The sequence below is a fragment of the Paractinoplanes ovalisporus genome, from assembly GCF_016834655.1.
In the GTDB taxonomy this organism is placed as follows: Bacteria; Actinomycetota; Actinomycetes; order Mycobacteriales; family Micromonosporaceae; genus Actinoplanes; species Actinoplanes ovalisporus.
Genome location: NZ_JAENHP010000007.1, coordinates 408,889 through 420,458, shown reverse-complemented (window position 1 = coordinate 420,458; position 11,570 = coordinate 408,889). Strand labels below are relative to the sequence as shown.

The 11,570-nt window shown below is 70.7% G+C and carries 11 protein-coding genes; 2 read left to right on the top strand and 9 right to left on the bottom strand.

Annotation, left to right across the window (positions count from 1 at the left end):
- The first annotated feature begins 7 nt into the window (after window positions 1–7).
- A complete protein-coding gene (locus tag JIG36_RS24110) occupies window positions 8–451 on the top strand; it encodes an Lrp/AsnC family transcriptional regulator (protein WP_203378627.1) in 444 nt (147 codons plus the stop codon).
- Window positions 452–464: 13 nt separating this feature from the next.
- Window positions 465–1,073: a helix-turn-helix domain-containing protein gene (locus JIG36_RS24105; RefSeq protein ID WP_307872890.1), complete on the top strand. Its 609-nt coding sequence runs from the start codon at window positions 465–467 to the stop codon at window positions 1,071–1,073.
- A gap of 59 nt (window positions 1,074–1,132) precedes the next feature.
- On the opposite strand, the gene JIG36_RS24100 is transcribed toward JIG36_RS24105, so the two are convergent.
- The 9 genes from JIG36_RS24100 to JIG36_RS24060 all read right to left on the bottom strand — a co-directional run bounded on the left by JIG36_RS24100 (window position 1,133) and on the right by JIG36_RS24060 (window position 11,568).
- On the bottom strand, window positions 1,133–2,167 hold the full coding sequence (locus tag JIG36_RS24100) for an alpha/beta hydrolase family protein (RefSeq protein WP_203378626.1): 1,035 nt from the start codon (window positions 2,165–2,167) through the stop codon (window positions 1,133–1,135).
- Between the two features lie 178 nt (window positions 2,168–2,345).
- Entirely contained in the window at window positions 2,346–3,344 is a 999-nt protein-coding gene (locus JIG36_RS24095; RefSeq protein WP_203378625.1) for an LLM class flavin-dependent oxidoreductase, read from the bottom strand.
- On the bottom strand, window positions 3,344–3,658 hold the full coding sequence (locus JIG36_RS24090; protein ID WP_203378624.1) for a TIGR04076 family protein: 315 nt from the start codon (window positions 3,656–3,658) through the stop codon (window positions 3,344–3,346). The genes JIG36_RS24095 and JIG36_RS24090 overlap by 1 nt, the downstream gene beginning before the upstream one ends.
- Complete coding sequence (locus JIG36_RS24085) at window positions 3,655–4,632, bottom strand: quinone oxidoreductase family protein (protein ID WP_203378623.1); 978 nt, start codon at window positions 4,630–4,632, stop codon at window positions 3,655–3,657. Before JIG36_RS24085 ends, JIG36_RS24090 begins: the two co-directional genes overlap by 4 nt.
- On the bottom strand, window positions 4,629–5,027 hold the full coding sequence (locus JIG36_RS24080; RefSeq protein WP_203378622.1) for a nuclear transport factor 2 family protein: 399 nt from the start codon (window positions 5,025–5,027) through the stop codon (window positions 4,629–4,631). The genes JIG36_RS24085 and JIG36_RS24080 overlap by 4 nt, the downstream gene beginning before the upstream one ends.
- Window positions 5,024–6,235, bottom strand: coding sequence for an amidohydrolase family protein (locus tag JIG36_RS24075; RefSeq protein WP_203378621.1), 1,212 nt, complete (start codon window positions 6,233–6,235; stop codon window positions 5,024–5,026). The genes JIG36_RS24080 and JIG36_RS24075 overlap by 4 nt, the downstream gene beginning before the upstream one ends.
- Window positions 6,232–7,878, bottom strand: a complete 1,647-nt coding sequence (locus JIG36_RS24070) for a hydantoinase B/oxoprolinase family protein (RefSeq protein WP_203378620.1) — start codon at window positions 7,876–7,878, stop codon at window positions 6,232–6,234. The genes JIG36_RS24075 and JIG36_RS24070 overlap by 4 nt, the downstream gene beginning before the upstream one ends.
- On the bottom strand, window positions 7,871–9,535 hold the full coding sequence (locus JIG36_RS24065; protein WP_203378619.1) for a hydantoinase B/oxoprolinase family protein: 1,665 nt from the start codon (window positions 9,533–9,535) through the stop codon (window positions 7,871–7,873). Before JIG36_RS24065 ends, JIG36_RS24070 begins: the two co-directional genes overlap by 8 nt.
- Window positions 9,532–11,568 carry a hydantoinase/oxoprolinase family protein gene (locus tag JIG36_RS24060; protein WP_203378618.1) on the bottom strand — a complete coding sequence of 679 codons (2,037 nt, stop codon included), beginning with the start codon at window positions 11,566–11,568 and terminating at the stop codon, window positions 9,532–9,534. The genes JIG36_RS24065 and JIG36_RS24060 overlap by 4 nt, the downstream gene beginning before the upstream one ends.
- Window positions 11,569–11,570: the final 2 nt, after the last annotated feature.

Genomic DNA, 11,570 nt, shown 5'->3' with positions numbered 1-11,570 from the left:
TCACCGGATGGACGCCATGGACTGGGCCCTCCTGCGCGAGTTGCAGGACGACGCACGCCTGTCGTTCAGCGAGCTCTCCCGGCGGGTGCATCTCTCGCCGCCGGCGGTGGCCGAGCGGGTGCGCCGGCTCGAGGAGACCGGAGTGATCACCGGCTATCACGCCCACGTCGACCTGGCCAAGGCCGGGCGTACGGTGCTCGGGCTGATCCGGATGTCGTGCTACGGCCCGACCTGCGTGCTGCGCGACGACAAGGTGGCCACCTGGCCCGAGGTGCTGGAGATCAACCGGGTCACCGGCGACACGTGCTGCGTGCTCAAGGTGGCGGCCGCCTCGATGGTGGCGTTCGCCGAGGTCACCGACCGGCTCGGCAACTACGGCACCCCGTCCAGCACGATGATCCTGGCCACCCCGCTGGACTGGCAGCCCATCGCGCCGCCGCCCCGTTTTTAGTACCATCGAACGCGTGACGGAACCGCTGGAAGACACCTCGGCCGCGCAGGTCGGTCCGCGCATCCGCGAGTTCCGCAAGCAGCGCGGCCTGACGCTGCGCAGCCTGGCCTCCCGGGCCGGTCTGTCGATCGGGTTCCTGTCCCAGGTCGAGCGGGGCATCTCGTCGATCGGGCTGACCGCGCTGGGCAGCGTCGCGAGCGCGCTCGGGCATTCGGTGGCCGACTTCTTCGACGACGCCCCGGCCGCGCCCGGCGCCGGCGACCCGGTCGTGGTGCCGATGCCCCGGCATTTCACGCTGACCCGGGGTGAGAACGCCGCGGTGCAATACGTCTCCGGCCAGCAGACCTACCGCATGCTGTCCGACCGTGGGGCCGGGCTGGTGCTCGAGCCCATGGTGGTGCACATCGCTCCCGGCGGGCGGCGCGAGAACGCTTACGGGCACGCCGGTGAGGAATTCGCGTACGTCATCTCGGGTGAGCTGCTCTACGAGGTCGACGGCGTGGAGCACCGGCTGCACCCCGGCGACAGCGTGCACCTGCGTTCCTCGGTGCCGCACGCCATGTACAACGACACCGAAGAGGTGACCACCGTGGTCTCGGTGGTCACCCCGCGCCTGTTCTGAACATGCGGCGATCCTGAAGATCATTGTTCACGTACGTGAAATAACGCCATCCAACCGCCCTAAACTCGCCTGGCGACTGCGTCCATCGTCGCGGCCCAGATCGCCGAGGTGGGCGCGATCACGTCGAAGTGGTCCCCCGGCTGCTCCAGCAGCGTGACCCCCGAGGCGGCGGCGAACCGCCGGTTGATGTCGATCAGGTCGAGGCTGTCCCCGCTGCCCTGCACCAGCAGCGCCGGCGAGGCCAGCGGCAGCCGGGTCATCGGGTCACTAGCCGCATAGACCTCGGGCACCTCGGCCGGCGCGCCACCGAGCGCGGTCGTGATCGCCCCCTCGCCCAGGAACCGCCGCTGCCCCTCCTGCAGGTCGAGCACCCCCGCCAGCGACACGGCGAGCGTGATGTCCGGGTCGTCGGCGGCCAGGCGCAACGCCAGCTGACCGCCCGCCGAATGCCCGAACAGCACGATCGGGGCTCCCGGATGGCGTTTGCGGGCCGCAGCCACACCGTCGGCAATGTCTTCGGTGGTGGCCGCCCAGCCGTTGCGGTCCGGCCGGCGGTATTCCAGGTTCCAGCTGATCCAGCCGCGGGCGGTCAGGTCGATGGCGAGCGCGTCCATGAGATCGGCGGCCCAGATCGACCGCCAGAACCCGCCGTGGATGAGAACCCCGACCGGCGCCACAGAGGGGGCGTCCGTGGCGCCGGTCGGGAGATCAGTGGGTGTGGCCGCGCCCGGGGTCCGCTCGTCGGCCCATTGCTCCGCGTGATCGCCGTAGGCGATCCGCTCGGCCGGTTGCCGGAGCCGGTACACCGCATGCTTGATCGCCCAGGCCAGCCCCCACACCCCGCGCCCGTGCAGGTGCCGCGACCCGAGCGGCTCGGCGGCCACGGTGAGGTCGTAGAGGACGGCGTTCTCGGGGGCGGCCGCGTCGGCGGGCACCACCACAACCGGCCCGTCGTGCGCCGCGATCTCGTCGGCCGTGGCCGCGTCGACCACCCGGAGACCCACTTCCAGGTCCCAGGCCGCGTCACCGGCCACTTTGGTGAGCAGATCACGGTCGGCGACCAGGTCGGCGCCGAGCACCAGCAGGACGTCCATCAGGCGGGGCTCCTCACAAGACGATCATGGGCTGTCAGTGGTGTCTACTAAAAAAAACCCGCCCTCCCAGGGGGGCCACCGCCACGCCACTAATTCTGGCGAATGCCGGCCGATCTTGTCGGTGGGCCTGTGGACAAACCCCCGGCTGTGGACAACGCCCACCGAGCGGCCGGATGTGCTAACGGGACAGCAGGGGCAGGACCTCCGCGCCGAGCAGCTCGACCCCACGATCATCGGTGAGGCCGTGCGGGGTGCCGAACTCGACCCTCCGCACCCCGGCGTCGATCAGCTTCTGGGCCTGCGCCGCCACCTGCTCCGGCGCGCCCGAGAACGCGAACCGGTCGAGCACGTCGTCCGGGATCAGCTTGCCCGCCTCCTCGTCCCGGCCCGCGTCGACCAGCGCCGCCACTTCGGCGACCAAGCCCTCGGGCAGTTCCACGGTCGGGTCGAGGTCGGCCACCACGGCCAGATACATCGCCACCTCCGTACGGGCTTTGGCCCGCGCCGCCTCGCCGTCGGTGTCGACCACCGTGACCGCGCCCAGCACGATGCCGATGTCGTCCACCGGCCGTCCGGCCCGGTCGGCGCCCGCACGCAGCCGCTCGCGGATCACCGGGACCATGTCGGGGTTGGCGCTGCCGCCGACCTTGATCTCGTCGGCGATCCGGCCGGCCAGCGCCGCGCCCTGAGCACCCCACGCGCCGATCAGCAACGGGACCGAGGGGCGCTGCCGCTCATAGCGGAGCACGGTGTCGGCGGCCAACCGGTGCACGCGGCCCTCGTACGACGAGCGGTCGCCGCGGAGCAGGCGGGCCACCACCTCGGCGGTTTCGGCCAGGGCGGTCAGCGGGCGCGGCTGGTCCAGGCCGACCGCGCCCAGCCAGGTGCCGCGGGCCAGCCCCAGGTAGGCCCGGCCGTGCGAGGCGAGGTCGAGGGAGGCGATCTGCCCGGCGATCTCGTACGGCGCCATCGAGAACGGATTCAGACAGGCCGGGCCCAGCCGTACGCGCGAGGTCGCCCCGGCCATCTCCAGCAGCGGGAAGATCGGCGGCTGGTACATCAGGTCGCCGAACACGGTCAGCACGTCGAAACCGGCCGCTTCGGCGGATCGCGCCAGCCGGGCGTACGTGCCGGCCGGTTTGTCGCTCTGCAGACCGAGCCCGATCTCCGTACGCATCAGGTCAGGTCCTCGGAGTTCATGGTGCGCCGGCAGGTCCGCTCGACCTTCATGACCAGGCGCTCCTCGGGGTCGGGGCAGATGAAGTGCGAGTCCTGGGCCAGCCAGTCGCCCGCGGCCAGGTCACGCTGCTTGGCGGCGAGGAACGGCAGCACCGAGGCCAGGGCGTACACGCAGAAGTGTCTGCCCTCGGGGATGGTCAGGTGCGCGCTGTTGGTCAGGTCGAAGTGGTCGCCCACGTTCATGCCGCAGACCGACCGGCCCTCGATCCGGTCGACGCTGACCCGCAGGTCGTAGATGTCCATCTCGCTCATGACGCCTCCTCGTTGAAGCCGGTGACCTGCACGATGACCTTGCCGGTCGTACGCCGGGCGGCCAGGTCGGCCAGGGCGGCGGGCGCCTGGTCGAGGGGGACGACCCGGTTGACCGACGGCCGCAACTCGCCCGTGGCGCAGCGGCGGAACAACTCGTCGTAGGCGGCCCGCACCTCGGCCGGCCGGGCCCACGGGTAACGCGATCCCCAGGAAAGACCGATGAGGTCGACGTTGCGGGCGATCAGCCGCGCCGGGTCGACCGGCGGTGGCGGTCCGGCCGCCATCCCCACGCTGACCAGACGGCCTTCGAAGGCCAGGCAGTCGAGCGAGCGGCCGAGCAGATCGCCCCCGACCGGGTCGATGACGACATCGACCTCGCCCGCGGCCGACTCGAACTCCTCATACCCGACCGCGATCGATGCGCCTTCTTCGCGGCATTTGTCGCGCTTCTCCACCGAGCTCGCGGTGGCGATCACCCGCGCGCCCCGGGCCACCGCCAACTGGATCGTGGCGATGCCGACCCCACCCGCCCCGGCGTGCACCAACACGGTGTCCCCGGCCTTGACCCGCGCCCGTTCCAGAGCGAACCACGAGGTCTGGTACGTCACGGGCAGCGCAGCGGCCACCACCGGGTTCACCGAAGGCGGCCGTTCCACAACGAGGTCGGCGTCGATGGTGACGGTCTCGCCGAGCGCCCCGAAAGGCAGCGCCGGGCACGCCACAACCTCGCGGCCTATCCAAGCCGGGTCACCAGCGATCACGCGCCCGGAAGCCTCCACACCGGGCGTCATCGGCGGGGAAGGCCGCACCGGATACTCGCCCCGGCACAGCGACACGTCGAGGAAGTTGAGGCCGACCGCATGCACCGCCAGCGTGACCTGCCCCGGCCCCGGCGGCGGGTCGTCGTCGACCGAGGCGAGCCGCAACACGTCCTGCGGCTCCCCGGTCGACGTCGCGATCAACCGCCGGATCACGGCCGGACCAGCTCCGCGTGGTGGTGCACGATCCGCCAGCGGCCGTCCAGGCAGCGCAGCACGTCGGTGACCCGGGTGTGCTGTTCGAGACCGCTGGCCGCGTCCCGGGTCACGAGCACATACCGGGCCACCCCGGTGTCGCCCCAGACGTCGATCCGCTTCTCGGTGGCCGCCATCACGTCGAGCACCGGCCGCTCCCCGGCCGCGTCCCGGGTGTCCCGGAACGAGTCGAGCTCGCGCCGGGTGCGCAGCGGCCCCGGCAGGTGCGTCTCCCAGGTGGTGACGTCGTCGTGCAGGTGGCTGTCGAAGCCCTGGCGGTCGCCCTTGAGGAACGACGCGTACATGTCGTCGATGCCGGCCGCGATGGCCGCGGCCCCGATCTCGGCGAAACTCATCGCTGGTCCTCCCGGCTGACGACGCCGCCCTTCATCACGAACCGCACCCCTCGGAAGGCCGAGGTGTCGTCCAACGGGTCGGCGTCCATGGCGATCAAATCTGCGTACTTGCCTTCCTCGACCGTGCCGAGGTCCTTCTCGAGTCCCAGCCAGCGGATCGGGCCGCGGGTGCCGGCGTGCAGCGCCCGCTCCGGGCCCAGGTGCTCGGCCAGGTTCTCCAGCTCGCGCACGGTGGCGTTGGTGCCCTCGAACGACCAGAACGGCGGCATGTCGCTGCCGAGCAGGATCTCCACCCCGGCTTCGAGGGCCATCTGGAAGCTCTCGATGTGCCGCGGGCCGGCGCCGAGCGAGCGGCACTGCATCCACTCCGGCACGCCCAGCTCGTCGAAGAACTCCTTGCACCGGGTGACGAGCAGCGTCGGTACGAGCGCGGTGCCCTTCTCGGCCATCCGCGCCGCGACCTGCGGGGTCAGCTGGTAGCCGTGCTCGACGCAGTCCAGCCCGAGCTCGACCGCGGCCCCGATCACCTCGGCCGGGCCGGCGTGCGCGGTGACCTTGCGGCCCCAGGCGTGCGCGGTCTCGATCACCGCCGCCATCTCGTCGGCGAACAGCTGCGGGGTCGAGATCGCCTCGTGCTCGCCGGCCAGCCCGCCCGAGATCATCACTTTGATCAGGTCGGCGCCGGCCTTGATCTGGCTGCGCACCCCGTGCCGGAAGCCGACCGGCCCGTCGCACTCCATCGTGTCGCCGCTCTCGTGGCCGTGCCCGCCGGTGCAGACCAGCGCGCGGCCGGCCGTGTACATGCGCGGCCCGACCGCCCGTCCGGCGTTGATGGCCCGGCGCAGCGCGAAGTCGGCGTGGTCCTTCTCGGCCACGTTGCGCACGGTTGTCACGCCGCAGTCGAGGGTGCGGCGGGCGCCGTCGGCCATGTAGAGGGCCAGGTCGTGCGGGCCCATGTCCTTGACCGCGTTGCCACCGCCGCCGGGCAGCGACAACGAGAAGTGGGTGTGCATGTTGGCCAGTCCGGGGGTCACGAACGCGCCGCCCATGTCCCGTTCGACGACCGGTCCGGCCGCGCGGGCCCGAGAGGCGATTTCCCCGTACGGGCCCACGGCCGTGATGCGGTCACCGGTGATCCACACACCGGCGTCCTTGACCGGGAGTGCCCGGGCATCCACCACGGTGCAGTTGCCGAGAAGCTGGTTCACGCGATCACCCCGTACACCTTCCGGGCCGCCTCGGGCGAGACGTACCCCTCCTGAACGTCCTGCCGCACCGCTGCCGGGTCGCGCCGGTCCGGGTCGCCGTGCCCGCCGCCACCGGCGGTGAGCAGGGTGATCCGGTCGCCGGCGCGGACGGGAGTGCGTTTGGTGCTGACCCGCTTCTCGCGGTCGGTGCCGGGGAAGACGACGACCTGGTTCGGTTCGGGTGACCGGCCGCCGTCGAGCGCCCACGGCGCGCTTCTGGTCTTCTTGATGACCGACAGGAACTCGCCGTCGGTGACGAACCGGATGTCACGCCGCAGTCCGCAGCCCCCACGGAACCGGCCGGCTCCGCCCGAGTCCGTACGGATCTCCACCCGCTCGAAGAACATGCCGGTCTTCGCTTCGAGCACCTCGACCGGGGTGTTGCGGGCCTGGGTCTGGCAGAGGTGGTTGGCCGGGCCGATGCCGTCGTGGTCGGGTGAGCCGCCCCAGCCGACCGGGTCGTTGTTGCTGACCGCGAACATCGAGCCGGTGTCGGGGTGGACGCCGACCATCATGAACCCGGGCACGTCACCGCCGCTGCTGGCCGGCAGCCGGTCGGGCATCCCCTGGGCCAGGGCCTTGTAGATGAGCTCGAGCGCGACGGTGCCGGTCCACTGGGTGAAGGTCGCGGCCGGGTAGACGGCGTTGAAGAGCGTGCCCGGCTCGGCCGATACCCGCAGCGGGGCGAAGTGGCCGGCGTTGGTCTGCTCGTCCGGGGTGGTGATGGCCTTGAACGCGACCCGGCAGGTGGCGATGGTCGAGCCGATCGGCAGGTTGACCGGTCCCGGCACCGCGGGCGACGAGCCGGCGAAGTCGACGGTGAACGTGCCGTCCTGGATGGTCACCGTGCAACGCATGAGGATCGGGTCCTCGGTCACGCCGTCGTCGTCCAGCCAGTCCTCGGCCGTCCAGCTGCCCTGTGGCAGCCGGGACACCGCTTCGGCCGCCGACTCCTCGGCGGCGCCCACAAAACGGTCGATGACCGCGCTGACCGTTGCGTCCCCGTAGCGGTCGAACAGCTCGGCCACCCGTCGCTCCCCCGTCCGCAGGGCGGCGATCTGGGCGTTGAGGTCGCCCAGCACCAGGTCGGGCATGCGGGAGTTGAAGCGGATCAGCTCGATGATGTCGTGCACCGGTTCGCCGCCCGAATACACCTTCGTACCCGGAAAGATGAGGCCTTCCTGGTGCATGTCGGTCGAGTCCAGCACGTAGCCCGCGTCCTTGGCCCCCAGATCCATCCAGTGCGCGCGGATGCAGAGATACGCCACGAGTTCGTCGCCCGAGAACACCGGCGCGAACATCGTCGCGTCGTAGGAGTGGGCGGCGTTCCAGTACGGGTAGTTGAGGACGTAGATGTCGCCCTTCTCCAACGCCCCCACATACTCGACGCCCTTGCGGATCGAGTAGTCGTTGGCCCCGAGGAACCGCGACAGCCCGGTCGACTCGGCCACCAGGCGCAGCGACCGGTCATAGATGGAGATGCCGAAGTCGTGCACCTCGTAGATGACCGGGTTGAACGCCGTCCGCACGAGTGCCGCCCGCATCTCCTCGGCCGCCGACACGAGGTGGTTGCGGATGACCTCGACGGTGGCCCCGTCAGTCATCGACGCTCACCCCGTAGATGTCCCGGGCCGCCTCGGCCGACACGTATCCCTCGGCGACGTCCCGCTTCACCGACAAGGGGTCACGATCGGCCGGACGGCCGTGACCGCCGCCGCCCGCGGTGAGCAGGGTGACCCGGTCACCCGGCACCACGGTCAGGCGCTTGGTGCTGATGCGTTCCTCGCGGTCGGTGCCGGGGAACGCCACGATCTGGTTGGCGTCCGGGCGCAGGCCGCCGTCGAGGGCCCACGGCTGGGTCTTGGTCTTCTTGATGACCATCAGGAACTCGCCCGGCGTCACGAACTTGATCTCGCGTCGCACGCCGGCGCCGCCCCGGAACTTGCCGGCCCCGCCGGAGTCGGTACGGATCTCGACCCGCTCCATGAACATGCCGGTGCGGGCCTCCATCACCTCGATCGGGGTGCCGCGCCCGGTGCTGCCGCTGACGTGGGTGGCGGCGTCGGTGCCGTCGTGGTCGGCGGTGCCACCCCAGCCCACGAAGTCGTTGTTGCTGACCGCGAACATCGCCCCGGTGTCGGGGTGCAGCCCGACCATCATGAACCCGGGCACGTCACCGCCGCTGGAGGCGGGCAGGAGTTCCGGCATGCCCTGGGCGAGGGCCTTGAGGATCAGCTCGAACGCGACGATGCCGGTCCACAGCGTGAACGTGGGCTGCGGATAGACCGCGTGGAACAGCGTGCCCGGCTCGGCCCGTACCTCGAGCGGTGCCACCGTGCCCGCGTTGGACGGCTCGTGCGGCGAGGTGAGCGACTTGAGGATGACCTTGCAGATGGCCTCGGTGGCGCCGAACGGCATGTTGATCGGGCCGCGGACGGCCGGGGACGATCCGGCGAAGTCGACCAGGAACGTGCCGTCGGCAATGGTGACGGTGACCCGCATCTTGACCGGCTCGTCGCTGATGCCGTCGTCGTCCAGGTAGTCCTCGGCGCTCCAGCTGCCCTGCGGCAGGGCGGCCAGCGCGGCCCGGGTGCGGGCCTCGCCGTCGGCGATGATCTGGTCGATCGCGGCCAGCACGGTCGGGCGGCCGAACTTGGCGTAGATCTCCAGGAGCCGGCGCTCGCCCGTCCGGATGGCCGAGATCTGGGCGTGCAGGTCACCCAGGATCGCGTCGGGCATGCGGGAGTTGAACCGCAGCAGCTCGTGGATGTCGTGGACCGGTTCGCCCTTCGAGACCACCTTGGTGCCCGGGAAGATCAGGCCTTCCTGGTGCATGTCGGTGGAGTCGAGCACGTAACCCGGGTCCTTGGCGCCCAGGTCCATCCAGTGGGCCCGGATGCAGAGGAAGCCGATCAGGTCGGCGCCGTCGAAGACCGGGGCGAACAGGGTGGCGTCGGAGGCGTGGGCCGCGTTCCAGTACGGGTAGTTGAGCAGCACCACGTCTCCGGGGTGCAGGTTCTCCACGCCTACGTACTCGACGCCCTTGCGCAGCGAGAAGTCGTTGGCGCCGAGGAACGAGGTGAGCCCGGTGGCCTCGGCGACCGGCCGCATCTGCGCGTCGTAGAGCGAGAGGCCGAAGTCGTGCACCTCGTAGATGACCGGGTTGAACGACGTACGGATGAGGGTGGCCCGCATCTCCTCGGCCGCGGACAGCAGATAGCTGCGCACGACTTCGACGCGAGCGCCGTCCAGAGTGGTCATTCGGCAGCCTCCTCAGCGAGCGTGACGTGCAGGTAGCCGTGCTCGTCGACAGTCACGTTCTGACCGCTGGGCACGACGGTGGTGGAGGTGCCCTCGTCGACCAGGGCGGGACCGGGGAAGGTGTCCCCCGCGTGCAGGGAATCGCGGTCGTAGACGGCGAACGGAACAATCGTCCGCGTGCCGAAGTCGTAGGCGTCGCGGTGGGTCCGGGGCTGAGCCGGCTCCCCCGACGAAATCGTGGGCAGCGAAGGGCGTGCGGTGCGGCCGATACCCCGTACGCGCAAATTGAGGATCTGCAGCTGGTTGCTCATCGTGTGGCCGTACCGCGCGTGGTGCAGCTCCTCGAAGGCGGTGCGCACGGCGTCGGCGTCCAACGTGGAGCCGACGGTCACCATCAGGCTGTGTTCCTGCCCGAGGTAGCGCAGCTCGAACTGCCGCTCCAGCACGCCCTCGCCGGCCGGAACCCCTTGCGCGGAAAGCGAAGCGATCGCCTCGGCCTCGGTCTCCTTGAACAGCGGCTCCAGGAAAGCCAGATCGGAGTCGAACGTGGTCATCACCGTACGGGAGAAGTCGTTGACGATGTCGGCCGAGAGCATGCCCCAGGCCGAGAAGCCGGACGGCGCGAACGGCACCAGGACCTCGCCGATGCCCATCTCGCGGGCCAGCAGCGGGGCCAGCAAAGGGCCGGCGCCGCCGAAGGCCAGCAGTGAGAACACCCGCGGGTCGTGGCCGCGCTCGACGGTGATCTGCCGGACCGCGCCCACCGTCTTGGCCAGCAGCACGTCGAAGATGCCGGCCGCGGCGTCGGGCACGGACAGGCCGAGCGGCTCGGCCAGCTGCTCGCGGATCGCGTCCTTGGCCGCCTCGTCGGCCAGGCCCATGGTGCCGGCCAGGAAGCGCTCGGGGTCGACGAATCCGAGCACCACGGCGGCATCGGTGACGGTCGGCTGGGTGCCGCCACGGCCGTAGCAGACCGGTCCGGGCGCGGCGCCGGCGCTCTGCGGGCCCACCTTGAGCAGACCACGGTCGAGCCAGGCGATCGAACCGCCGCCGGCGCCGATCGTGCGGATGTCGTACGTGGGAATCAGCAGCGGGAAGTGTTCGAGCTGAGCCTCGTACGCGGCGACCGCGCTGCCCTTCTCGATCACGCAGGCGTCCAGCGAGGTGCCGCCGATGTCGAACGTCAGCAGGTTGTCGCGGCCCAGCTCGTCGGCGAGGTAGGCGGCGCCGACGATGCCGCCGGCCGGGCCGCTGAGCACGGTGTGGGTGGGCGACGTCTTGGCCACCGCGCCGGTCATCGAACCGCCGCCCGAGCGCATGATCAGGAACCGCCCGGCGAAGCCCTGGTCGGCCAGCCCCTTCTCCAGCTCGTCCACATAGCGCTCGAAGATGGGCCGGATGTACGCCTCGAGAACGGTGGTGCTGGTCCGCTCGTACTCGCGGTACTCGCGCACGATGTCGGTCGACAGCGACAGGCTCACCTCGGGGTAGGCCTCGCGGATGATCCGGGCCGTCTCCCGCTCGTGGGCGGGGTCGAGGAACGAGTGCAGGAAACAGATCGCGATCGACGTGACGCCCTGGTTCTCGACCAGTTCCCGGGCGGCCGCCCGCACGGAATCGGGATCGAGCTCGTCGACCACGTTGCCCTTGTAGTCCAAGCGACCGGTCACGCCGGCGGTGAACCGGCGCTGCACCAGGCTTTCCGGGCGCTGGTAGCGGAAGTCGTACATGTGGTCGGCCGGCACGTTGCCCCGGCCGATCAGGAAGATGTCGCGGAAGCCCTCGTTGGTGATGATGCCGGTGTTGCCGCCCCGCCGCTCCAGCACCGCGTTGAGCCCGAGGGTGGTGCCGTGGATGAACAGCTCCACCTGGGACAGGTCGGTGCCGAGCGCGGCGACCGCGTTGAGCACGCCCTCGGCCGGGTTGGCCGGAGTGGTCGAGGCCTTGCGGAACCGGACCTTCCCGGTACGGGTGTCGAGCTCCATCGCGTCGACGAAGGTGCCGCCGATGTCCACGGCCAGCCGGATGGTCATGC